At 53.4% G+C, this 22,894-nt stretch carries 16 protein-coding genes, 1 tRNA gene and 7 pseudogenes; 9 read left to right on the forward strand and 15 right to left on the reverse strand.

The window, feature by feature from the left end; all coding sequences use genetic code 11:
* The first annotated feature begins 57 nt into the window (after window positions 1–57).
* From ppk2 to OAN307_RS26370, 3 genes and pseudogenes are all read left to right on the forward strand, one after another.
* Window positions 58–942, forward strand: coding sequence for a polyphosphate kinase 2 (gene ppk2, locus OAN307_RS12845; RefSeq protein WP_015500150.1), 885 nt, complete (start codon window positions 58–60; stop codon window positions 940–942).
* Window positions 935–1,555 carry a TetR/AcrR family transcriptional regulator gene (locus OAN307_RS12850; protein ID WP_044043684.1) on the forward strand — a complete coding sequence of 207 codons (621 nt, stop codon included), beginning with the start codon at window positions 935–937 and terminating at the stop codon, window positions 1,553–1,555. Before ppk2 ends, OAN307_RS12850 begins: the two co-directional genes overlap by 8 nt.
* A 126-nt stretch (window positions 1,556–1,681) precedes the next feature.
* A pseudogene (locus OAN307_RS26370) lies at window positions 1,682–2,327 on the forward strand (transposase).
* Window positions 2,328–2,799: 472 nt separating this feature from the next.
* On the opposite strand, the pseudogene OAN307_RS12860 reads toward OAN307_RS26370, so the two are convergent.
* Window positions 2,800–3,129 (reverse strand): annotated as a pseudogene (locus tag OAN307_RS12860) (integrase core domain-containing protein); the annotation flags it as partial.
* A 135-nt stretch (window positions 3,130–3,264) separates the two neighbouring features.
* On the opposite strand from OAN307_RS12860, the pseudogene OAN307_RS12865 reads away from it, so the two are divergent.
* Window positions 3,265–4,591 (forward strand): annotated as a pseudogene (locus OAN307_RS12865) (IS110 family RNA-guided transposase).
* Between the two features lie 202 nt (window positions 4,592–4,793).
* Here OAN307_RS12865 and OAN307_RS30070 read toward each other — a convergent pair.
* The 5 genes and pseudogenes from OAN307_RS30070 to OAN307_RS12900 all read right to left on the reverse strand — a co-directional run.
* Window positions 4,794–5,682, reverse strand: a pseudogene (locus OAN307_RS30070) (transposase); the annotation flags it as partial.
* A 144-nt stretch (window positions 5,683–5,826) separates the two neighbouring features.
* Window positions 5,827–6,012 (reverse strand): annotated as a pseudogene (locus OAN307_RS12880) (IS3 family transposase); the annotation flags it as partial.
* Between the two features lie 16 nt (window positions 6,013–6,028).
* The gene (locus OAN307_RS12885) at window positions 6,029–7,081 is read right to left on the reverse strand and encodes an IS110 family RNA-guided transposase (RefSeq protein WP_015500154.1); all 1,053 of its coding nucleotides are present in this window, start codon (window positions 7,079–7,081) and stop codon (window positions 6,029–6,031) included.
* A gap of 194 nt (window positions 7,082–7,275) precedes the next feature.
* A pseudogene (locus OAN307_RS28010) lies at window positions 7,276–8,220 on the reverse strand (IS3 family transposase); the annotation flags it as partial.
* A gap of 465 nt (window positions 8,221–8,685) precedes the next feature.
* Window positions 8,686–10,014, reverse strand: a complete 1,329-nt coding sequence (locus OAN307_RS12900) for an ATP-binding protein (protein ID WP_015500155.1) — start codon at window positions 10,012–10,014, stop codon at window positions 8,686–8,688.
* A 41-nt stretch (window positions 10,015–10,055) separates the two neighbouring features.
* On the opposite strand from OAN307_RS12900, the gene OAN307_RS12905 reads away from it, so the two are divergent.
* The 3 genes from OAN307_RS12905 to OAN307_RS12915 all read left to right on the forward strand — a co-directional run bounded on the left by OAN307_RS12905 (window position 10,056) and on the right by OAN307_RS12915 (window position 12,170).
* Complete coding sequence (locus OAN307_RS12905; RefSeq protein ID WP_015500156.1) at window positions 10,056–10,955, forward strand: MBL fold metallo-hydrolase; 900 nt, start codon at window positions 10,056–10,058, stop codon at window positions 10,953–10,955.
* Window positions 10,956–11,021: 66 nt separating this feature from the next.
* Window positions 11,022–11,096: transfer RNA gene (locus OAN307_RS12910), tRNA-Asn, on the forward strand.
* A 681-nt stretch (window positions 11,097–11,777) separates the two neighbouring features.
* The gene (locus tag OAN307_RS12915; RefSeq protein WP_245540842.1) at window positions 11,778–12,170 is read left to right on the forward strand and encodes a hypothetical protein; all 393 of its coding nucleotides are present in this window, start codon (window positions 11,778–11,780) and stop codon (window positions 12,168–12,170) included.
* Window positions 12,171–12,724: 554 nt separating this feature from the next.
* Here OAN307_RS12915 and OAN307_RS12920 read toward each other — a convergent pair.
* Window positions 12,725–13,276 carry a TetR/AcrR family transcriptional regulator gene (locus OAN307_RS12920; protein WP_015500158.1) on the reverse strand — a complete coding sequence of 184 codons (552 nt, stop codon included), beginning with the start codon at window positions 13,274–13,276 and terminating at the stop codon, window positions 12,725–12,727.
* A 74-nt stretch (window positions 13,277–13,350) separates the two neighbouring features.
* On the opposite strand from OAN307_RS12920, the gene OAN307_RS12925 reads away from it, so the two are divergent.
* Window positions 13,351–14,226 (forward strand): alpha/beta hydrolase family protein, encoded by an 876-nt coding sequence (locus OAN307_RS12925; protein ID WP_015500159.1) that lies wholly within the window; start codon window positions 13,351–13,353, stop codon window positions 14,224–14,226.
* Between the two features lie 290 nt (window positions 14,227–14,516).
* Here the strand turns inward: OAN307_RS12925 and OAN307_RS30075 are convergent.
* From OAN307_RS30075 to OAN307_RS12965, 8 genes and pseudogenes are all read right to left on the reverse strand, one after another.
* Window positions 14,517–14,699, reverse strand: a pseudogene (locus tag OAN307_RS30075) (transposase); the annotation flags it as partial.
* A 118-nt stretch (window positions 14,700–14,817) separates the two neighbouring features.
* Window positions 14,818–16,170, reverse strand: a complete 1,353-nt coding sequence (locus tag OAN307_RS12930) for a Y-family DNA polymerase (RefSeq protein ID WP_015500161.1) — start codon at window positions 16,168–16,170, stop codon at window positions 14,818–14,820.
* Window positions 16,171–16,581: 411 nt separating this feature from the next.
* Entirely contained in the window at window positions 16,582–16,830 is a 249-nt protein-coding gene (locus OAN307_RS12935) for a DUF1127 domain-containing protein (RefSeq protein WP_051068005.1), read from the reverse strand.
* Window positions 16,831–17,882: 1,052 nt separating this feature from the next.
* Window positions 17,883–18,995, reverse strand: a complete 1,113-nt coding sequence (locus OAN307_RS12940; protein WP_015500164.1) for a zinc-binding dehydrogenase — start codon at window positions 18,993–18,995, stop codon at window positions 17,883–17,885.
* 207 nt (window positions 18,996–19,202) lie between these two features.
* The gene (locus OAN307_RS12945; protein ID WP_015500165.1) at window positions 19,203–19,733 is read right to left on the reverse strand and encodes an NUDIX hydrolase; all 531 of its coding nucleotides are present in this window, start codon (window positions 19,731–19,733) and stop codon (window positions 19,203–19,205) included.
* Window positions 19,734–19,885: 152 nt separating this feature from the next.
* On the reverse strand, window positions 19,886–20,533 hold the full coding sequence (locus tag OAN307_RS12950) for a LysE family translocator (protein WP_015500166.1): 648 nt from the start codon (window positions 20,531–20,533) through the stop codon (window positions 19,886–19,888).
* Window positions 20,530–20,997 carry a VOC family protein gene (locus tag OAN307_RS12955; protein ID WP_015500167.1) on the reverse strand — a complete coding sequence of 156 codons (468 nt, stop codon included), beginning with the start codon at window positions 20,995–20,997 and terminating at the stop codon, window positions 20,530–20,532. Before OAN307_RS12955 ends, OAN307_RS12950 begins: the two co-directional genes overlap by 4 nt.
* Before the next feature lie 624 nt (window positions 20,998–21,621).
* Window positions 21,622–21,951 carry a hypothetical protein gene (locus OAN307_RS12965; RefSeq protein WP_015500169.1) on the reverse strand — a complete coding sequence of 110 codons (330 nt, stop codon included), beginning with the start codon at window positions 21,949–21,951 and terminating at the stop codon, window positions 21,622–21,624.
* A gap of 779 nt (window positions 21,952–22,730) precedes the next feature.
* Between OAN307_RS12965 and OAN307_RS28975 the strand changes: the two genes are divergently transcribed.
* Window positions 22,731–22,886 carry a hypothetical protein gene (locus OAN307_RS28975; RefSeq protein ID WP_015500171.1) on the forward strand — a complete coding sequence of 52 codons (156 nt, stop codon included), beginning with the start codon at window positions 22,731–22,733 and terminating at the stop codon, window positions 22,884–22,886.
* The last annotated feature ends 8 nt before the right edge of the window (window positions 22,887–22,894 follow it).

Consider the following 22,894-nt stretch of genomic DNA (forward strand, 5'->3'; position numbering starts at 1 on the left):
GTGCGCCCGCATAGTGGTACGACACCTGAAAGACGACATCAACGTAAGGCCAAATCCATGACCGACCTGCCCTTTAACGGCGAAATCAGTCGCTATTTTCGCGAAGGCGCGCCGCAGCCCGTCCGCGATGAGATTGACAGCGCCAAAAAGGGTGAAATTCTTGCCACAGAATTCCCCTACGCGAAAAAATGGAAACGGTCGGAGTATGACACCGCACTTGCCGCATTGCAGATTGAATTGGTCAAGATGCAAGCCTGGGTCCGCGAGACCGGACAGCGCGTTGCCATCGTGTTTGAGGGCCGCGATGCAGCGGGCAAAGGCGGCACGATCAAACGCTTCCGCGAGAATCTGAACCCGCGTGGTGCGCGCCTTGTAGCGTTGGGCAAACCGACGGAGGCCGAAGCCGGCCAGTGGTATTTCCAGCGCTACATTCAACATTTGCCCACCGCCGGTGAGATCGTATTTTTTGATCGCTCTTGGTACAATCGCGGCGTTGTCGAGAAAGTCTTTGGGTTTTGCAAAGACGAACAGCGCGACAAATGGTTTGAACAGGTGGACCCGTTCGAGCGGATGTTGGTCGACGAAGGTATCAAGGTTTTCAAGATCTGGCTGACGGTGAATCGCGCGGCACAGTTGCAACGCTTTATGGACCGCGAAAGCGACCCACTGAAGCAATGGAAACTGAGTTGGATTGACGTTGAGGGCCTTGAAAAATGGGGCGAATACACCTCAGCAATTGTTGAAACGTTGGACAAGACACACACCGATAACACGCCCTGGATGGTTGTGCGCAGCGCCGACAAGCGCCGCGCACGGGTGAACGCCATTCGTGCAGTGCTGCATCAGTTGGATTATGCGGGTAAGGATGCAAAATCCCTCGGTGAGGTCGATGACAAAATCGTCGGCGGACCCGACTTCATCGCGGAGTTTTCAGGTGGCTAAACGCGGCTATCATCACGGTGATCTGAAACGCGCATTGGTCGATGGCGCATTGCGTTTGATTGAAGAAAAAGGTCCCACCGGATTTACTCTCTCTGAGGCGGCCCGTGAAGCTGGCGTCACCCCCGCCGCCGTCTATCGCCACTTTGAGGGTCGCGAAGACCTGATCGCCGAAGCTGCACGCCAAGGGTATGAGATTTTTGCCGACCTGATGGAATATGCCTATGCCAAAGGTCAGCCATCCGCACTCGCATCATTCGAGGCCACGGGCCGTGCGTATCTTGCGTTCGCGCGTAAATATCCGGGCCATTACGTGGCAATGTTTGAGTCCGGAATTTCGATCCAACGCACGCCGGAACTCAACGAAGTGGCGACGCGCGCCATGGGCGTGTTGGAACGCGCCGCGGTCGAGTTGTCCAAGCACATTCCAGAAGAAAAACGCCCGCCGCCACAAATGTTCAGCGCCCATATTTGGGCCCTGTCGCACGGGGTCGTGGAATTGTTCGCCCGTGGTAGCCCTGGAACAAAATCACCGTTCCCACCCGAGGATTTGTTGGAATCCGGGATTGGTGTGTACCTGCGTGGCTTGGGGCTGGTGCGGCCCGACAACGAGTAGTCGAATTTGTTGTTTTCGAATTGACTGTGCCAATCCGATCAAGAGGGGGACTAGGCTCAGGACCCGTTAAACTAATTAATGTTACGATGTCTGCGTGATTCAAAGTCCCAAATCGTGGGGGGTAGAATGAGCAATCTTTATTGGCTGAGTGACGCGCAGATGGATCGGCTTCGGCCTTACTTTCCGAAGTGCCGAGGCCGTGCGCGTGGAGACGATCGCCGCGTTCTGATTGGGATTATTTTTATTAACCGCAATGGGGTGCATAACTCTTCAAGGCATGAAAGGGTGGTGCCCAGTCTACGGTTGTGTGATGCGCCTGCCGAATACGGGCGGCCGAAGACTTTGTAAAATCGTTGGAAGCGCTGGAGTGATATGGGCGTGTTCGCCCGGATTATGATGGGGCTGGCAGAACAGGCCCCAGACAATAGGACAAATTCGATCCCCTCTCATCGAAACCGTGTTTCGACTGCCGGGCAGTGGATCGAGGATATGACGCCGACTGGTTCCGAGAAGGCCTTGTAGACAAGGGAACTCATCCTTCTATCCTTGGGCGCAAATCGCGCAAGACCACCATAAAATACCCCTTTCGTGACATTGCTTTGCAATGCACTGCAGGGCAATGGATAAGAGGCGCTACAAACGACGCAACCGTATCGAGCGCATGTTCGGCAGGATCAAAGATTGGAGACGCGTCGCAACACGCTAAGACAGAAGCCCAACGGTCTTCCTCTCCACCATCATGCGCGCCGCAACCGCTATGTTTTGGTTATGAGTCCTGAGCCTGGGCCCCGTCCTTCGGACTCCCCCAAGGATATTTATGAGACAAAGGCAGAGAAAAAGGATGGGTCAAAGAAAAAGGGCACAACCAATTTATGTGCCCTTCATTGTATCGGGCGAGCCTTGTTGCACAAACAGCTGGTTGTCGGGATTTATTTTGCGACTCTAGCGTGGTAGCTGGCTTTCATGAGCAAGCCTGCCCCCCCGATTTAACGTACGAAGGCCTAGCCTGAGCCCAAACGCGCCCTGAAGCAACCCAGCTCACTAACGATTTGGTTCAATCCAGAGATCGTTACGCGCACTTTGCCCCATCTCGAGTGTTTTCAAAGCGGGTGTCTTTTTTGCATTCTTGCTGACCTGCGCCCGAGGCACCCTCATTCATAACGAGAGTTTGAGGGTTTGGATTTGACCTGTGCCCCAATTTCCCTCCAGCTTTGCGCGGAGTCCTTGGTGCTAAATCTTTGACCTTAAGCGGCCATCTTGTCGATGATCCTTCTCTCTAAAAATTCCATTGGCGTCAGGTTCCCCAGAGCTGAATGTGGTCTGCGCCAGTTGTAGTCGTCCTGCCATTCTTCAAGCGTTTTGCGGGCGTCGCCCAATGTAGCAAACAGCGTTTCATTGAGGCATTCATCTCTTAGTTTACCGTTGAAGCTTTCGATGAACCCGTTCTGCTGGGGCTTGCCCCCTCTCATGGTTTGCAAGCAAACCACTGCCGGGCGGCGGGACGCGATATAATGCCAATCGATGCCCGTATTTTGAACCCATTTGAGGATCGCCATGCTGGTGAATTCTGTGCCGTAACACCTTCGGAATATCGCTAATTTAAGGCTATGACTGCCTGCGCAGCCCCAAATAACGCAGCAGGTGGTCATAGCCGTGCCTCAGGTCCCTACGGTGGTTTTGTACAAACCACACCGCAAAGGAGACCAACTATGACCGATATCATTATTACACAAACTGCGCCCGTTTTGGTGGCCATCGATATCTCGAAGGCCCGCGACGAAGGTCTCATTGCTATTGCGGACAAGAAGCGCCGCCGTCGTTTGACTGTTCTGAACCAGCTAGACGACTTCAATCGTCTAATCACATCGCTTGCCTGCTACGGCCGCCCTGTCCGTGTAGCTTTTGAAGCAACGGGTAATTATCACCGTGCCTTGGCTTATCATCTTGCCGCAGCAGGTTTTGAGTTGAAGTTGGTGTCATCTGTGGCCCTGGCCAGAACGCGAGAGGCCTTGCACAACAGTTGGGACAAAAACGACCCTAAGGATGCCCAGGTCATTCTTCACATGATGGAGATCGGGAACGAGCAGTTTTATCATGACCCCCTCGTGCGTGGCACTAACGACATCCAAGAGCGTTCCAAAACGCATGACATCGTATCCAAGTCGAAGACCGAGTTGTGGCACCGAGTTGTGGCACCGAGTTGTGGCACCGAGTTTTAACCCATTATCTGCCGCTGTATTTTCCTGAAGCTGATCGTTTCCATCGCAGTTCTCGCAGTTCTCGCAGTGACTGGTTCTTTGCTTTCCTTGAACGTTATCCGTCACCACACTTGATCTCAGCCATGAGCAAGGAGGCATTCATCGCTGACGCTTGGGATGTGGTGGGCCTCAAGGTTGCAAAAGAGCGTTTACTTTCAGATATCTACGAGACTGCCAAAGTATCAGTCGGACTGCCGGTTGCCGCAGATTCCGACGCGATAAGCATGTTCCGCTTGGTTCTCGGGGAAGGCCGCAGTCTTATCGCGCAACGCAATCAAATTGAAGATCGCGCCGTCGCGCTTCTCAAGGACCTACCAGATTATAAGCTACTGACATCGATACCTGGAATCGGTCCCATCAATGCTTTGACAATTTTGGCAGAAGCTGGGGATGTACGGCGCTTTCGTCATCACCGGCAGTTTTTGAAGTTCTGTGGAATGGACCTTGCGACTATGCAATCAGGTACATTCAGAGGGCAAACCAAACTGTCAAAATATGGCAATGCTCGGCTTCGTCGAACGCTTTGGATGGCTGGACAGGTTGCTATTCTGCAGCGCACCAACAGCTTCCGCGACAAGTTCGAGCGCTACATCGCCAAAGACCGTCACAACACCCATTTGCGCCGAAAGGCGTACACCGCAATCGCAGCGAAGATGGCCCGAACCGTTCATGGGATCATCAAGCACGGCGAACCATATCGCCCCTTCTTTGAGGGGTGATCGACAGCAGTAGGACCTTTCTCTGTAAGGGCCGTGGAGGCAGACAACTGACCTCGTAGATAATGTTTAGGCCTTCTGCTCAACGACCCAAAGATCTCGTCTTAAGGACGGTGAGAGCCGCAAAAGCGTACTCTGTGTTTGTTATGGGAGAGACAGTTCGTTGACCAAAATGCCAAACTGAGCAATGCTTCTAACGTGTCGAGACGCCTCGATGCGACAATAACCTGACGCCAATTCAGCTAATCATTCCGCGCATAGGACGTTATCCGACACAATCGTCTTTGGCATGCCGCGCTCAGCGATTACGCGGTCCAGTTCTCGGGCAACGCGCTGACCAGACAATGATGTGTCCGCGACAAGTACCAGGTTCTCGCGGCTGAAGTCATCGACAACCGTCAGAATACGAAACCGGCGACCGCCAGTCAGCGCGTCAGACACAAAATCTAATGACCATCTCTGGTTAGGACCATCACAGGCAGCACCATCGGCTTCCGCGTGCCCAAAGCGCGCTTTCTACCGCCCCTACGACGCACTTGGAGCTTCTCTTCAGTGTAAATGCGTCTCACCTTTTTGTGGTTCACCGCAAAGCCTTCGCGCGCGATCATCACATGAACACGACGGCAACCAAACCGTCGCCGCTCCCTCGAAACCCGCTTGATGGCATCACGCAACTCAGCGTCATCGCCGCGGCGAGACGGATACCGCACCGTTGATCGATCAACTTGCAAGACATCGCACGCCCCCTCTCGGCAGATTGCTTTGCAATCGCCTGCCGGGCAATGGTCGCTGGCTAACCTGATGAGTTTCCATCAAGTGAACCACAGCTTTAAGCTTCCCAACGGGCGTCACCATTTTTTTGAATTGATGTCTCGCAACATTGCATTGTCCCTCGCCTGACAGGGTATTGCGCAGCAATGTCCCGAGAAGGGAGCATCTGTTCCGCTAGCAGCTTCTTTAGCTTCCCGTTCTCGTCTTCCAAGGCCCGCAACCGCTTCGCGTCAGACGGCTCCATGCCTCCATACTTCGATGTGTATTTATAGAACGTCGCTGAACTGATCCCGTCCCGCCGACATACATCAGCAGTCTTCTCCCCAGATTCCTGTTCTTTGATAATTGCTATGATCCGTTCGTCTGTAAATCGTGCCTTCATTTGTCCGTCCTTTTGTTGGGCGGACTCTACACAAATCTGGAGGAGTTTTAGGGGCGCAGGTCACAAGTCATATTATTGAAGGCCTGTTGCGGCGTTTGATATCCGTTGGTCTTGTCCCGCTTGCGTTCCGGTCTCTGAACTTATTTATGCGGCCTTTCGTTCGAATGCCAAGGGGCTTTTGCCGCCCAGCGACGAATGCCGCCGCCTTGGGTTATAGAACCCGTTGATATATTGGAATATCGCGCCTTCTGCCTGACGACGTGTGTCCCATCGGTTACGCCAGATCAGCTCAGCCTTGATGGATTTGAAGAATGTCTCAACCATGGAGTTGAAGCTCCTATATTCGTCAAGCAGCAATTTTGATGGTTTGTGGCACGCAGAGTTGGCTGTAAATCTCCCGGACGATGTAACGCTTCAGGCATCGAATGATTTCGCTTTTGCTTTTGCCATCTTTCGTACGTTTTTTGACATAAGCAAGCGTCGGTTCGTGGCTGCGCATCCTGACGATGGCGACACGGTAGAGCGCAGCGTTGGCTTGTCTGTTTCCTCCTCTGTTGAGACGGAAACGGTGCGTTTTCCCACTTGATGCAGGGATGGGACAAACGCCACAGAGTTTGGCAAATGCAGCCTCAGATCGGATGCGCGTGGGATCATCGCCAACGAGGATTAGCATCTCTGCGACTGTCATTGTCGCAATTCCGTGGGATTGCATCAGGTCCGGAGCGCGTTTGATGACAAGTCGCTCCAGTTCTTTATCGTGACCCAGAATCTCTTCATGTAGCAATAGCCACCGTCGTGCCAAAGCTCGCATGGCTGCTTTGGCAGAAGCTAATGTATTAAGTATATCACCGGGTCTGAAGGCCGCGATATGCCGGATCAATCCGATCTTACCTTTGATCTGATCCAGTACTTCACGCAGATCAGCTGGTGCATTGATGATCAGTGTTTTCAGGGTCACCATCGCCTGTGAACGTGACTTAACAGCCGTGTCACGGGCTATCTTCAGATGCCTGATCATCTCCGACGATCCCGTTTGGGTTTTAGGGCGGGAATTTGCCTGTCCAGATAAAACTGACCGAGCGGCACCTTCTGCGTCGAGGCTGTCGGTCTTGCCTTGAGTATAGCGCAGCTGGCGATTGGGTCTCGTAACCTCAACAACATGGTGCCCTTGTGCAAGCAAGCAGCGCGATAGACCGGCACCGTAAGAGCCCGTCCCTTCGATTCCAAAAGCTTGGACATGACCCAGGCCACAAGACCCGCGTTCCAGTTCCAGATATCCCTTTGAGTTCGCAGGGATGGAAAGTGCTGCTAGGCGGGTGCCTTGCGTATCAATCGCGACAGCAACATGTGTTGCCTTATGCGTATCGATGCCGATGATAATTGGATGTCTGATCTTCATGTTGTCCCCTTAGGTTGAGAATGCCCAGGCAACATTCTGAGAGGACAGGACTGTGATGGGGCGTCCCCGTCATGCTCCTATGAGGTCACATCTCACCCGTCGCCGGGGCGACTTGACGGTCGACACGTCAATACAATGACACGCAGTCAATCGTAACATGGGTCAGGCCATCAAGCCGCAATACCATACTCACAATCATAACAATTGCCCTTGCCGCTCATCGACACCTTAAAGCTGTGTTGTTTCAGGCGCTTTTGGTACTCGTTTGAACAATATTGCGACCCACGATCCGTATGATGAATGCAGTCTTTCGGCGGTTGTCGCAAGGCTACTGCCATGTCCAAGGCCCGGATCGCCAAGTCCCGTTTCATGCGATTGCTGACCGCCCAACCGATGACGCGGCGGGAGTACAGATCAAGGATGACGGCCAGATACAACCAGCCTTCACTGGTCCATATGGAGCTGATGTCACCTGCCCATTTTTGATTGGGGCCAGTGGCAGAAAAATCCTGATCCAACAGATTGGGTGCGATGTTGAACGTGTGGTTGCTGTCCGTCGTCGCCTTGTATTTCTGGGTTCTCATAACCTTGATGTCATTCTCACGCATCAAACGCCCCACGCGGCGGTGCCCGACGTTCAGGCCCTCTTCCTGCAACTTCTTCAGTCATGCGTGGCCGCCCGTAACTCTCTAGGCTCAAACGGTGCTGCTCACGGATATGTGCCAAGATCACCATATCGTCTCGTTGGCGTTGGCTCATCGGGCGAACCCGCCATGCGCGGAAACCACGCGATGTGACCTGCATAACTTTGCACAGAAGCTCAACTGGCCATTCTTCCTTCCAAGCGTCGATGAAAGCAAATCTCATCGATTTTGGCCTGCAAAGAAGATGGTGGCCTTTTTTAATATCTCCCTCTCCTCGCGAAGCAGCCGTACTTCCTTGCGAAGCCGCGTGTTCTCTTTCTCGACATCCTCATGCGGCCCTGACATCAGATCATCATTTTGGTGCTGTTGAACCCATTTGTTCAGCGTCGAAACGCCAACCCCTAAGTCAGATGAAAGTTGCGGCCGCGTTAAACCACTGGTCGTCGCCATCCGCACCGCATCACGCCGAAACTCATCTGTGTATCTCTTTGCCATTTTCTATCTCCTTCATAGCAAACATTGTTCGAAAGAGACCGGAACTAAACCGTGACAAGACCACGCCGCTGTTGTCCCATTTGGTGCCCCTTTCACGGACAGAGACGAAGTACCCCAATGTCCGGGAACAGGGACGAAGTTCAGTATGACACAATGCCTGATTTTGGGACTATGTGGTGGTGCCACCTTGAACCATCGCGCAACTTCAAAGCCAACTTTGTTCCAGTATTGCGACAGTGCTGATATCACTGTTTTTGCAAGTTCGAGCAGTGAATCTTTAGGCTTCAACTCCTTACTGCAGAGCCTACCACATTCAAAAAGCGAAGGGTTTTTGGATGTGTGCACAAGCCACGTTTGCACAGCAAACCTGAGGTGCATCCTTTCACCAACTGGTCGCAAGCATTTGGCGCAATTTGCAATGGCACACTCCCCGGCCAGCCAGGCGCTATTCCAACGCCACCACCGTCACCGCCCCAACACAATCTCCGCTTTTAGCCCGCCGAGATCGTCACTCTCGCCCAACCGCAGTGTACCGCCGTGGGCGCGCGCGATGTCTTCGACAATTGCCAGACCAAGCCCGACACCGGACCCGCGATCTTGGTTGCGGGCGGGATCAAGGCGCGTGAACGGGCGCACCGCGTCCTCACGTTGATCTGGCGGGATTCCCTGACCGTTGTCTTCGACGCAAAACACCACCGCGCGCGGTGTCACAATCACACTCAGCCTTGCCTCGCCACCATATCGCAGTGCGTTGCCGATCAGGTTTTCAACCGCACGGCGGATCGCGAGGGGGCGCAATGCCACGTCGCCATCGCCCGCCATCTCACCAGCCGACACCGCTTGTCCCATGCGGTGTGCATCCGCCAGAATGACAGCGCTCAGATCAATCGGATCGACCAACTCAGCGTCGCCTTGCGCATCACCGCGGGCAAAATCCAAGAACGCGTCAAGCAACCGCTGCATGTCGTCCACATCGCGCACCAGCGGTTCAATTTCGTCGCCATCCAACAGCCCGAGGCCAAGCCGCAAGCGGGTCAGCGGGGTCCGCAGATCATGGCTGACACCGGACAGCATCATCGTGCGGGTTTGCGTTTGGCGTTCAATCCGATTGCGCATGTCCAGAAATGCGTGCCCCGCCGCGCGGACCTCGTTGGCCCCGGACGGGTGGTATGTGACGACACGCCCGCGTCCGTATTCTGTCGATGCCGCTGCGAGTCGTTTGATTGGACGCAACTGGTTGCGCAGAAAAATATAGGCGATTACCGTCATAAACACGCCCAACACCACCATCCAAACCAGCAATTGATGCGGGTTGGACGCCGACACCCGATTGCGGCGAAATTCAATCATCATAGGGCCGTGTGCGGTTTCAAACCACAGCTCGACCCGGCGATCATCAGACAGCACAACGGGGCCAAGCCCGTCGATTCTGGCCTGCAATGTGTGCTCGACCACGCGGCCACTAAAATCAAACCAGCGCCGAACGCCCGTCTGTGGCATCGCATTGGCAGGCAGTGTCATGACCAGTTGCAGCGGGTCCGCCACCACGCCCTCAATCGACTGCGCCGTTGCCAAATCAGGGGCTGCATTCACCCTGTCCAACAGATATTGTAGATCCAGTACCACAGTACGGGTCATCTGCTCAGTCACACCCTCAAAATGACGTTGAATAAAGACCAATGTAACAGTCAATTGCAATGTGATGATCGGCAAAATCAGGATCAGCGCTGCACGCCCGTAAAGCGAACGCGGCAAGTAGTGTTTAAGCCAATCGAACGACATGCGATAAGTCATAAACCGACGCTAATGCGAAACGCCAGTCAAGGGAACGCGTGATGACCAGTGAAGTGCCAAACAGCGGTGTTGCCACCCCGATGGAAGACGGATTGGCCTGCGTATTGGCCCCCAATCCGTCGCCGATGACCTATTGGGGGACGAACACATACTTGCTTGGATGGGACAGCGTCGCGGTGATTGACCCCGGGCCGATGGATAACAATCATTTGGCCGCTTTGATCACCGCCATCAACGGGCGCACAGTCAGCCACATCATCGTGACCCATAGCCACCTTGATCACTCCCCCCTCGCCCGTCCGCTTGCTGACGTGACAGGCGCGCAGGTCTTTGCATTCGGCAATAGCAGCGCGGGACGATCGGCGGTGATGCAAACCCTTGCAGCATCTGGCGTCATGGGCGGCGGCGAAGGCGTGGATCTAGACTTTGCACCCGATGTCATGATTACGAACGACGACGTCATTGAGGGAAAAGACTGGCAATTGCGCGCGGTGCACACGCCGGGGCATTTTGGTAATCACCTTTGCTTTTTGTGGGGTGACGTCGCGTTCACCGGTGATCATATGATGGGCTGGGCGTCATCCCTCGTATCACCCCCTGACGGGGATCTGACCGATTTCATGGCATCGTGCGCTGCCCTCGCGGCAACGCCAATGAAGCGCGCCTACAGTGCCCACGGCGCGCCAATCCTTGATGCGCAAAGGCGGCTGGCAGACCTTGTCGCGCACCGCTTGGGTCGCGAGGCCGAGATTCTTGCCGCCCTAAGCGCGGAACCCGCAACGCCGTACGATCTGACGGCCATGATCTACACCGATGTGGCCCCTGCTTTGCTCGGCATGGCGCAGCGCAACGTTCTGGCCCACCTCATCGATCTCACGCAGCGTGGAAAAGCCGCACCAATCGGTCCGCTGTCGACCAAGGCGCAATTCGTCCGGACCTGAAGGTGCAAAAAACCTCTCATACCCCCTAGACGCCCAAGAATCTCGTGGCTATACGGACCTCGGTATTCCGGCGTAGCTCAGCGGTAGAGCAGTTGACTGTTAATCAATTTGTCGTAGGTTCGATCCCTACCGCCGGAGCCAAATAAATCAACAAGATCAGTTACTTGTCAGGCATACAGGTATTTGGTAAATCTTGTATTGCTAGCCTTGTCACTGCTTTTGTCACTGGCAGAGCTTTGTTACACAAAATGCTATCAGACTGCACTTTTAGCGCCGTTAGTTATGCGCGTGTGGTGGACTAACTCGATTGCGCAATTGCACCTGATCTGCTGTCAGTACACCGCGCCGCCCTTCAGAGCGGCGACGTTACCGCCCCCCCCCTGCCCGATACTGGACCAGATACTACTGACTAAGAAACAGCATAACCGTGGCTTCAAAGCCAACTACAGGCTCATAACCTGAAGGTCGTAGGTTCAAATCCTACTCCCTCAACCAATATAAAACACACATTAACAACACGCTAGCAGCCACCCTCGGGTGGCTTTTTGCGTTGCTGGTTTGACGCTGGAAGCACTGTGGAAGCAGCAGGAGCAGGTTCAGCACTGTGGCAGCGGAGCAACGCGCAAGCCATCCGTGCATCGCAACGGTTCCCGTGAAGCCATGTAGTTCAGGCAAGCAAACACTCCAATGCCAAATACCGTTGCCAGTTGTACCCAAGCGCAAAGGTCGTGGATTCTCCAACGGTTCAAATCCCGTAAGTTAACCGTTGGGAGCCATGCGCCCAACCGTTGCCAACGGTTCACGCACGGTTCCCGAGATATCATGAATCCAAAGGAACAAAAAATGACTACACCTTTAAACACTGCAAAGCTCGGATTCCTACTGCCCGCCATCCTCAATCCAGCTACCGCTGCTGTCGTAGGCATCGGCATCGGATTGCTTTGGTTGCTGAGTGACGATGATGACAAAGAGGCAACCGTTGATAACATGCCGATCAAACGGATTAAGCCAGCCGTTAGAACCGCTGCGCAACCGTTGCCAACCCTTCAAAAACTACCGACTGACATAGAACTCGTAGTTGCTGATACTGCTCCCGCTGAGATCCCAGAGCTAGATCAGAAAGAAGTGATCCGCAGTGCTATGTCAGAACTGGGAAAACTTAGTGCAGCGGCCCGAGCTAAGAAAAAAGCAGAACGAGAAAATGAGGCTGGGTGACTAGATGTTAAGCCGCTGGCCACTCAATACCGTTTGGCTAAAACCTGTAAATAATTAATGTTGGTTCGGTTCCACGCACATCACCCCGCGCCCTTCAATACGGCAAAATCGAGTCTACAATCCCTGCCCCATCCATAGCATATGACATGGCTACAAGAATCTGAACTTGGAGGATATCTCGAACATCCCCCCGGCAGAAGCAGAGGCCAATTTCTGCGCCGCTTTGGAAACCGCGAACATTGCCGCGTTACTAACTGAAATCAGCCTCCGGCAAACCTCGGGCGGTTCAGAAAGGTTTGGCCATGCGGTATGCTGTGTGCCTCACCGGTCCCAGACAACCTCTGTGGCAAGATAGCCGACTTTCGCTGCGGTATGCATGGAGGTCTGCTACGCGGGACGAAGCCGCCCTTGCCAACATTCGGATCAATGACTGCTTTCGAAAACAGGGCTTCTAACAGCACTCATTTGGATGTTGTCAAAAACGGTGGTTTCTGGAACGTGATTTGGGCGCAAGAAATGCCGTCATTTCCCCCAATTTGAACGAGTATTCTGGCTTAAGTATCAAACAATAATGCTGGAAGGTTTCGAAGGACATCCGCGTCCTGTTTTGCACGTGCTAGTGTCCAGCCCCCCTGTAGTGTGACGAACAGTCTGTTCGCAAGCAGTCTTGCGACATCTGGCACGGTGCCAAATCGTTGCGCATGTGCTTCAATCTGGAAAATCCATGCCTCAAAATACTCAGCCGACTTTGCACGAAAGGTTTTTTGATCCGGACCACCAAATAAGATTTCTGAAATCGGGCAACCAGTTGTTTTACCCATGGATTCAAACAACTTTGCCAGCTTGAACATGAGCGTAGTTACCCCCTCGCGATATGAGGCAGCGTCTTGAAACGCATCGTCAATTATGCGGGACATCTCACGATGTGCAAGTGCTGCAGCTTCTAGGGCCAAATCAACCTTTCCATTGGGATAATGGTGATAAAGAGACCCTTTAGGCAGACCCGAAGCGGTAAGAATTTCAGTCAAACCAACACCTTGATAACCTCGCTCCTGAAAGAGCTTGGCCGCAGTCCATGCTAATTTATCCCGAGAAGAAGGTTTCATAAATTGTCTTTGACAGAATTAGACCGTTCAGTCTAGCGTGCGGATAGACCAAGCGGTCTAGAATTGGAGACCAAATGAACAAACCGTCCGCGCGCCTTGAACCAAATTCGGTGAAAGTAACTCCTGTCACCTTTCTGTCTGGTGAGCATATGTTGCAAGGGCATCTCACCGCTCCAGCTACAAAACCGGACACTATTGCTGTTCTCAACGCAGCGACAGGAGTTCCTGCCCGTTTTTACAACGCGTTTGCGCGATGGCTTGCTGTTGAGAAAAATATCGTGTGCCTGACTTATGATTATCGTGATTTTGGTGCTTCTGCGAGGGGTCCGATGCGTCAGTCTTCTGCGACGATGACTGATTGGGCGGTTCATGACCAAGAAGCCGCTCGAAGATATGCGGCATCGTCGTTTCCGGATATTCCTTTATGGGTGATTGGCCATTCTCTAGGCACCTTGTGCCTCCCGTTTCAACAAAACCTATACAGCATTGATAGGGTCATCGCCGTCGCTAGCGGGCTTGTGCATGTGCGCGATCATCCATGGCCCTATCAAGCGCTTGCTCGTCTTTTCTGGTTCGGGCCGTTTCCGCTTGCTGCTTCTATTTTCGGGTATCTGCCTGGCAAAAAGCTTCGGGTCGGCACCGATCTTCCAAAAGGTGTATACTGGCAATGGCGTCGTTGGTGCACACGCCGCGATTTTTTCGCCCGCGATTTTGGAAATGAATTGCCATTCCCAGATTGGATGGCGCTAAAGTGCGCCATAAAATTCGTAGCCATCGCAGACGATGTCATGATCCCACCGGCTACCGTTTGGCGCCTGATGCAGTGTTATCCTGCGGCTTCAAAAACTCAATTGGCCTTGCAACCGCAAGACTACGAGTTAGACAAAATCGGCCATATTGGCGTCTTCTCCGAGAGATGTAGCGTGACGTGGAATGACATTGTTGCCTAGCGCCACGGTGCAAATCCGATATTGGTTGCCACCAATAGACGCAAACCCTACAAATTCCAAAACCCAGTTCAAAACCTAAATGGTTGTTGAAGGTTTTTGGCTTTACTCATGATAGCGGACATTCGTGCATCTTGCAGCATTGGTCAAAGAGGGCTCACAGCCGACCTTAGCTGCGAATTGCACCAAGGTCCGCATTCGGCGTCGACCAGTTGAGGCCACCGCTTATTCTGTTGAAAAACTCGACAGTTTCCGAGCGGGTTCCTTTCTGACAATCTTGCCAAGTAACGTTGTCACGCTGCTTTTTCGATACGGTTCTGGTTTGGAGCCAGTTTCGCGAGCTTTTTTAGGTTTTGGGCGGTTGCGGCTAGGACAAATTCGTCATGTGCGCCGCTTGGACCGCGCAATCAGAGGCTGCCAAGGCCATGAATGCGTTTGAGATGCGCAAAGGACATTTCGACCTTTTTGCGCAACTTGCATGAGATGCTGTATTGCTTTGTCTGTAATAACCCCAAAGCACGTTTCCTGCCGCCTACCTTTGTGCGACAAAGCCACTTAGGGAGCGAAAGCCCCCGAAGTGTTAATAACGGCTACTTAGATGGTTACAAAATGCGTGTTACTATCGGCAACTGGTGCGCCGCTAAAATCCGCCTCATCTGGGATACGTCCAAATGCGATCTTAGCTCCAAGATAGCCGCCGGGGACTTCACCTGGCGGTCCAAGAGAAAGGGCGTGAGGACCAAACTTGGCCCGCATGTTGTCCATGAGGTCGCTGACCTTTTCCCATTTCGCACGGGATGCAGCTTCGGACATGCCACTCGCCGCATCAGGAGATGCTGCGAAGAGATCCGTCATAAACTCACCTTCAACGATCAGCCCGTGGATCATCACGCTGACCGATCGCGGCTGAAACGCCATGTGCTGCTCTGCCCACGTTAAGCCGTCAGACAGTGCAAGCAGAAACGCATAGTCGTCCCGCGCTGGTAGGAAGTTCCCTTCCCAACCCCAGTTCTGATCATCGCGGCGGCTTTCGTGTGCAGAGCGGTATCCGCCCCCGCGAAAACTCAACGTCAGCTTTGTTGCGCGCATATTGGCGCGACGCAACCGGCGCCCTGCGCTCTCGATTAGCAGACGTGCGCAAACCCTGACTTTCTCAGGATTACGCCAGTCCTTTGGTAGCACTCGGCTATGCCCAAACATGCTCTTCTTCGTTGGTGGTCGCTCGGTGTGGTAGCCATGCAGACCGTTCCAGAACCGTTCACCTTCTACGCTACCCCAAATGGCCCGGGCCTGTTTGGGCGCGAGAGCCCACAGGGCAGTGAAGTTGTGCACCTGTGCAGCCTTTAAGCGCGCCTGCATTCCCTCTGAAATGCCGGGCAGGTCGCAAAGGTCAACCTCGGCAAGCGCGTCCGGCATATCCGCCGCTGGTAACAGCTTAAAGCCGTTGGGCTTGTTTAGTTCGGCCGCAATTTTCGCCCGAAGCTCTGTAGGAGCCATTCCGATCGAACAGGTCAGCACGTCACTGAAAGCTAAGGCGATTGCCGTCTTCAAACGTAAAGCCAGAGCTTCACCTTCTGCAGCCTCCACACGCAGTAAATTGCAAACGACCTCATCGATGGACCTGACGTGGGTAACGGGGAGGCAGGTCTCGATCACGTCGAGGATCCGCTTATGCAGGCGGACATAGACGTCGTGCCGAGCTACCACGAAGATCATGTCAGGGATGATCTCGCGCGCCTTGATGATCGTCGTTCTGGATTTGACCCCGAGGGCCTTGGCTTCGCGGCTGACGGCGATGCAGCTGGTATGCAATGAATCCAAGGGGACCACGCCAACTGGGCGCCCGCGCAAATAAGGATTCAAATGCTGTTCGGCTGAGGCGAAGAAGCTGTCAAAATCAAGGTAGAGGCGTTCGATGCCACGCGCCTGACCACGTGAATGCTGCATCTTATCATCTCCAGACCAAGATTTAGAATTATAGATGATCGGCATGACAGAGCAAGGGATCGTGCAGACAAGAGATTGAGGCCTTTGGGTTTGAATTAAGCTCTCTTGACGAAAGTGCAGAAAACAAAAGAGCGTCAGCTGCTGCCCTTTCAATCAAATCGGAAGACGTTCACCTGATAGCCAGCTCACGTTCCAAAAAGAAGTATGCAGACCTTTCTGAGGCAGAACTTGCGGCCTACGTGCAAGTGTCTGGAGCATTTGTCGGCCTTGGAAACCTGCTTAAGTCTGAGCTCAAGTACCCTGAGCGCCCTTAAGTGCCACCCCTGCCCACCTCATCCGATTTTGCTCTGACAGTGCCAGAAAAGGGCACCTCGATTGAGGTGCCCTTTTCATTGATTTTGCCAGGAAGGCTTATGCGCGGGCCCGGCGAGCAAAGTTCTCAATGTCGCCGCGTGTCATACCAATGTCTGCAAGCTCACGTGCACTCAAATTGTTCAGTGTTTCGCGCGTCTGACGAACGGCGTTCCAATTTTTGTAAAATTTTACCAGGCTGACAAAAGGGTTCTTGATGGGGACGTCGGACGGGCGAATTGTTGTGAAAGCGGCCATAGCCATAGTGAAAGGGACGGCGGATTGAAAATTTGTTTTGAAAGCGGCCATAGCCATACTCCATTGGTTGATCGTTATGTCTCAACAATCGAAATATGTCGCTCCGCTTCCTATAGTAGAGATAAAAATAGCATACCACTTATGCGCTTTTCGCAGCCGCAGCATTTTCAATGCTTTCCCAGAATGGTGCTGTCAGACAAAAGCGAACCAGTCTCATTTTTCCGCAGCCTCAATCCTTTAGGCTATGGCGGTCGAAAACGGAACCTGTTCACCGATGTTGCAAATGTCGATGCCCGCATGTCCGTGACGAAGGATGGGCTACTGATGCTCAAGTAAGGGCGCGAAATGGTTGGCTGTGCCAAGCACTTGTGCCAGCCAACTAGTCGGGACTGGCAGTTGGCGTGGGAACGGCCCATAGCAGCACACGCATCATCGCCGCAGCAATCAACAACAACAACCCTAACCACAACCCTACGAAATTTCCGTCTCTCGTACGTAACGGGATGCGAATTCCCCCTGTGTAGAAAAAGCCCAGGAAGGACCCAAACACTTCCGGCCTTTGCGTTTCATGGCACCACTAAGGGCGGAAAAAAGTCGTTCGCCGCACTCGCTAAACATACCGGTGCAGTTGGCCAAAGCGGACCATTGTCGTCCATAATGCACCGTTTCAGAGGATTACAACCGGAAGGGTGGCAAGCTGTCATTCCATGCATTGTAGTAGTTACAGGGTATTTGCTTCAAAAATGACTAAAAACGTTCCCTTCTGACCTAAGCGTAGACTATCCCTAATAAAAAAGAGGACCGCCCCTTCAACCCACCAATGAGAGAGTCAGTCCGTTCTCCGGACGCAATCGGCTGAAAATCGTCTCTCTGCCACATCGCCAATACCACGAATTATGGTCAGTCACACGGCGCAGCCCCGACCCACCGCGCGGCTTCCTACGATTATGAGTATCGCCCACGATGTCACCGGAAAGATCGGATGACTTTTGAAGGCACCCGTAGTGCTATTGCGTTGGGCTATGCGTGAACTGTAGCGCAGCGCTAACGCTTTTAGCTCAGGGAACCCGCCCATTGAGACCTGCATGACCTGGCACGGGCCGTCATTTCCAAGGCAGGACGAGGTATTTCTCACCCGTCTTCATCGCGCGATAATCGGTCACGGCTTCTTTGGTCAGCATCTCTTCAAGATTGACCCGTTTCTTGTAATGGCTGGCAAAGGTCGTCGTCAGGTTCTCGAGCACACGCTTGCGCATCCGTCCCACGGTTTCCGTTCCGACCGATTGAATGAAGGGGAACAGGAGCCAGCCTGACAGGGTCCAGCCAAAACCGTAGCTCGGCGACAGGATCGTCGGACCAACGTCCAAACGTCCGTAAATGAACATGCGCTTTTGCTGGTTGGAACCATAGCGCGAATACTCGGTCATCTTGGTAACCGCGACCTGCTCCATAGCCTTGAAAACACTATCGACCGATTTCCCTCCGCCAGTCGGATCGAAGCCGTAGAAGGCGTCGGTGTCGTCGATTGCGGACCGGAGCTGGTGCATGAAGTCGTCATCCGACGAATTGACGACATGGGTCGCGCCAAGCTGTTTGAGCAATTTGACCTGATCCGCTTTGCGCACAAGGTTGACGAGCCCGATACCGTCTTCGTTGCAGATGCGGGTCAGCATCTGGCCCAGGTTGGATGCCCCGACCGTATGCAGTATCGCGTTCCGCCCGTCCATTTTTGCATTTTCGGCAAAACCCAGCGCAGTCATAGGATTGACGAAGCCGCTCGCGCCATCCTCGGCCGAATAATCGCCCAGCGGTAGGCACATGGCAGCCTCGGCGATACAATACTGGCTGTAGGCATTGCCAGGCACACATGCGACGCGCTGTCCCATCAGCGCCTTGGCCTTGTCGCCGTCACCCGTAGCGACGACAGTGCCCGCGCCTTCATTGCCGGCAGGAAGTTTAAGCCCGTGCCGCGCCTTGGACCCCGCATTGAACTGCTCGGGCATCTTGGCGACATATTTTCCAGGCGAATATTCGGCGTTTTCGAGATCGGCCGCACCGACAAGAATGGCGAGATCCGACGGATTGATCGGTGCCGCCTCCATTTTCACAAGTACCTGATTGCCGGTAGGGTCGGGAAAGGTCACATCCTCGATCGCGACGGTGAGCATGCCATCGCTTTCTAACGTAGTGAATAGCTGCTTACCGGTGGTGCTCATGTTAATATCTCCAGGTTTCGAATTCAGAAATCAAAGGTGTATTCGGGTCTTGGACCCGGCGTGGTGGACTGAAAGACACCTCAGACCCACAGCTCTATATCGAACAGCAGCAGCACCGAAGCAGCCATCACCGATATGGGTGCAACTAGCCTCTATGCTTACCACAGGGGCGCTTATGCGGATGCAGCGGGTGGCCGCTTCTCCAGACTACTTTTGAGACATTGTCGCCATTCGAATGACGTCATCGACATGCTTACTGCATGCAATCTGCCGTATCAGAACGCCATTGATTGGGATCCACGCTGCTTCGCTGACATCATCGTCTGCCATAGGTTCACCACTCAAATATTCACATAACACTGCCGCTAGCAGGAAGTGGAACTGCACGCAGCCACATTCGTCTTTAATAATGACGTCGACATTGGTGAGATAATGCAAGGGACGGCCAACTACACTGGTTTCTTCCCTCAATTCACGGGCTGCGGCTGCAAGGGCTGTTTCCCCAAAGTCCACATGCCCGCCAGGAAAACCCCAGAGACCGGCATCCGGTTCATTTTTTCGTCTTACGAGCAGAACCTGATCCGCGTGGATCATCACAGCCAACGCTGCAAGTTTCGGAGCTTTAGTCATGTCTGTTGGCCTTTCCGCGTGTGTCAGTAATACGCCCCCTGCTGATACAATTACAAAAGTATCAGCCAATGCCACTATGTCGAGCAACAAACGCGTTAAGGCAGCCATTCGGCCCACATGTGGCTTTGTCCGAAGTTCTGCCGGTCATAGCCGTTCCCAAAAACCTCGTTTTTGGTGAGGAGTGCGGATCCAGCTAGGGTTCGCATTGAGCCAAGTGACGGATGATGCGTTCGTACTCAACATCGGTCACCTTGGGGATATCAATTCACGCGTGATGTCAGAATCTTAATTGCAGCCGCACCGAATAATAACCCTAAAGCAGCATCAAATGGACGGCGAAAGGATATATAGAATTGTGATGCCGTCGGCGTCGAAAATAAAAATGCGTACCCAACAAAGACTATAATTGCGACGAGCTCACAAAGCACGATAGCCAAAACAAGGAAAGGCAGTGGAGCTGTGTCATCCAGCCCGACAGAAAGCGTTGCCAGCCAGACCAACGGTGCCTTTGGGTTGGTGAGGTGTAGTAGCAGACCGCGGACATAGCTGCGCCTAAGGCTCACTATGGTAGCAGATTGCACTTGAAGCGAATGATTGGCGGTCAGCGCCGAACGCCAAGACCGGAAGGCCAAATAGAACAGATACAACCCGCCAGCCAACTTCATTGCTGTGAACAGGCTCATAGATGCCTTGATCGCGGCGACGAACCCGAATGCGGCGACACAGCCCCAGAACAACGATCCGGTAACGACGCCAAGTGACAGCGCCACAGCCGACGAGCGACCGCAAGACATTGCGGTGCCAAGAATCATCAGCGTTGCAGGGCCGGGACTGGCGACGCCAACAGTGAAGATCGTGAGAATTACGAGCAAACTAGGAAGATACAGAATCAAGAAATCATTAGTCACCGCAGGGCTCCTCTATGGATGACATGCACTTTATTACCATCCGGATCGCGCAGGTATGCGCCATAGTATCCCTCGCCATAATGCAGCCGAGAGCCTGGTTCCCCGGCATTATATCCACCCGATGACAACCCTGCTTCATGGGCACTATCGACTGTCGCTTTCGATGCTGCTTCGAAAGCGACCATTGTTCCATTACCAACAGTCGCCTCCGTTCCGTCGAACGGTTCATAAACGTAAAAGCGCGGCAACGGACGGTCTTCAGCTATCCAACAGCGTGCCTCTGGTCCTCCATCAGGATCAACGGCGCGTTGCCGCAGACCAAGCGGTGCGAGCACAGCATCATAGAACGTTGCCGCACGTTCGATGTTGTTTGTCCCGACCGTTACGTGACTGAACATGGATTTGTCATCATTGCGCTCCTGCATCTCGGCGAGATTGTCCTCGCCTTTTACCTTCAAGATCATCCTAAATCGTGAAACCGGCTCTGTTCGCTATCAACCAAGACCAGACTTGCGGGTTGAGACCGCCAACGGCAGCCCCGCCCCACACAACAGGCGTTCGGATGGCCAACAAACGGTAAGTCTTAGTGGGCGACGCAGACGTGGCGAAGGTCAGATTTAGCGCTTGGTGGACCTTGTTTCATCGCTAGGTCTACAATGCCATAGGGTTGATACAGTTGCTAGGGCGTTTGTGGCAAATGCTGCGTTGCGCACATATCAACATGAAGGGCGGATTGCGGACCTTCGCTGCGTTTGCGCGTGCTCTGGGGCCATCTGGCGGAAGCAGCCGTTCAAAGAGAGTTCAAATCCACGAATGCTGCAAACAATCTAATGGCCGCGAAGAGCCCACTCTGACCAATGCTGCGCGTTGCACGAGTGTCCGCTATCATGAGAGCGACCAAAAGCCTTCAACAACTACTTGGGTTTTGAACGGGTTTTTTGGCGGCGTCAAACGGGACGGTTTGAGCATGTGCCAAAAACGAGCGTTTTTGGCAGGCTTCTGGATGGTGATTGGCTTTGCTATGTCTTAATATGCAAACGGGCCGCCTGAATGGGCGACCCGTAGCTGGGAGAGTGTAAATCTAAGGCTTAGTTAAAATCGATTTCCTGTGTGTCGACCACTTGGCCGTTCACTTTGAGAAACACGATTGCGTCTGTTTCTTGACGGGGGATGTTGACGTCAACATCGAGGTTTGCACCCGCTTTGACCATTTCCGACCCGACCAATGCACCCACTACGCCTTTGTGGAAGCTGTAAACTTCTACAACGCCATCGCCAGTTGCTGTGACTGTTCCAAGTTCAACTTGGCCGCCACGGTCCTGCTCCATCACGAAGTTGGAGATGTTGTCGATGCTTGCAGATGCGATGGAAGCGGAAGCTGCGATTGCGGCGAATGCGAGAGTTGCTGTCTTAAACATGGTATGTTCCTTTTCTGCCCGTTTGGGCTGGTATCTTGTGCCCCTGTTCGTCTGAGGCGTTTGTGTGTCTGTAGCGGGTTGCCGTGTTTCGATGATCAGTAATTGGGCTTAAAAACATCGTTCTAAAACCCCGCTGACGGTCACGAAAAAATGTGGTTCGGCAATGAAACTATGTTCTTGAAAGTGAATATACGCCCCAAAACTAGGGTTTCTGCGCGTATGCGCGCAGAAGTGGGATTTCAGCGGTGCGCCATGTCACAGCGAATGTTTCAAAGCCTCGCAAACACAGCATGATCACAAAAAAGTGTGCGGCTAATGTTTCAGTCAGATACTTGTGTCGTGATCATTATTCCTGAAAAATCAGGGGGTTCTGTCAGATACTGTATGCGGTCATGTTGGCATTTAACCAATACGGCGGTCTAGTGGCGTGCGATTGCACGTCCTCGGCCTTTGTTTTGTGTGCGAGCTTTGCGCTTTCTGTTTTGGCTGCGCTAACGGATAGGCAAGTACAAAAACTTCTGGCTCCAAATTACCATTGGCTGGACCTACAACAACCGTTCCAAAAAGGACCGTTTGTTGAACGTTCCGCCAAAGCAGACCTTGACGCACTTGCAGCGAAGGTCGGTTGTGTCCCGCAGTGTGTGATTTCGACCATCCACCGATTTAGCGCGCGCAGCGAAAGTCCGGTCTGACGGCCCGCACCGCAGCATGGCCGAAGGTAAGCGAACGGCAGCTATGGGCCGGAAGCTACGGCGGACAGTTCAGGCCGTTTGTTACAAATGCTGCGTTGCGCACATTTCGACATGAAGGGCGGATTGCAGACTTTCGCTGCGCTCGGTGTAGAGGTCTGCTCTGCGGACAAGGACGAAGCCGCTCGCGCGGCAATGGCGCTTGTTGCTGATGGCCTGCGCCAACTTATGCCGAGCGCATTTTGAGATCAGAC

Source organism: Octadecabacter antarcticus 307 (genome assembly GCF_000155675.2).
GTDB lineage: Bacteria > Pseudomonadota > Alphaproteobacteria > Rhodobacterales > Rhodobacteraceae > Octadecabacter > Octadecabacter antarcticus.

What these genes read in the sequence shown, in the direction of transcription:
- ppk2 (WP_015500150.1), top strand. Translation starts at nt 58, where the DNA reads ATGACCGACCTGCCCTTTAACGGCGAAATCAGTCGCTATTTTCGCGAA.
- OAN307_RS12885 (WP_015500154.1), bottom strand. Translation starts at nt 7,081, where the DNA reads ATGAAGATCAGACATCCAATTATCATCGGCATCGATACGCATAAGGCA.
- OAN307_RS12900 (WP_015500155.1), bottom strand. Translation starts at nt 10,014, where the DNA reads ATGACTTATCGCATGTCGTTCGATTGGCTTAAACACTACTTGCCGCGT.
- OAN307_RS12905 (WP_015500156.1), top strand. Translation starts at nt 10,056, where the DNA reads ATGACCAGTGAAGTGCCAAACAGCGGTGTTGCCACCCCGATGGAAGAC.
- OAN307_RS12915 (WP_245540842.1), top strand. Translation starts at nt 11,778, where the DNA reads ATGAATCCAAAGGAACAAAAAATGACTACACCTTTAAACACTGCAAAG.
- OAN307_RS12920 (WP_015500158.1), bottom strand. Translation starts at nt 13,276, where the DNA reads ATGAAACCTTCTTCTCGGGATAAATTAGCATGGACTGCGGCCAAGCTC.
- OAN307_RS12925 (WP_015500159.1), top strand. Translation starts at nt 13,351, where the DNA reads ATGAACAAACCGTCCGCGCGCCTTGAACCAAATTCGGTGAAAGTAACT.
- OAN307_RS12930 (WP_015500161.1), bottom strand. Translation starts at nt 16,170, where the DNA reads ATGCAGCATTCACGTGGTCAGGCGCGTGGCATCGAACGCCTCTACCTT.
- OAN307_RS12935 (WP_051068005.1), bottom strand. Translation starts at nt 16,830, where the DNA reads ATGGCCGCTTTCAAAACAAATTTTCAATCCGCCGTCCCTTTCACTATG.
- OAN307_RS12940 (WP_015500164.1), bottom strand. Translation starts at nt 18,995, where the DNA reads ATGAGCACCACCGGTAAGCAGCTATTCACTACGTTAGAAAGCGATGGC.
- OAN307_RS12945 (WP_015500165.1), bottom strand. Translation starts at nt 19,733, where the DNA reads ATGGCTGCCTTAACGCGTTTGTTGCTCGACATAGTGGCATTGGCTGAT.
- OAN307_RS12955 (WP_015500167.1), bottom strand. Translation starts at nt 20,997, where the DNA reads ATGATCTTGAAGGTAAAAGGCGAGGACAATCTCGCCGAGATGCAGGAG.
- OAN307_RS12965 (WP_015500169.1), bottom strand. Translation starts at nt 21,951, where the DNA reads ATGTTTAAGACAGCAACTCTCGCATTCGCCGCAATCGCAGCTTCCGCT.
- OAN307_RS28975 (WP_015500171.1), top strand. Translation starts at nt 22,731, where the DNA reads ATGCTGCGTTGCGCACATTTCGACATGAAGGGCGGATTGCAGACTTTC.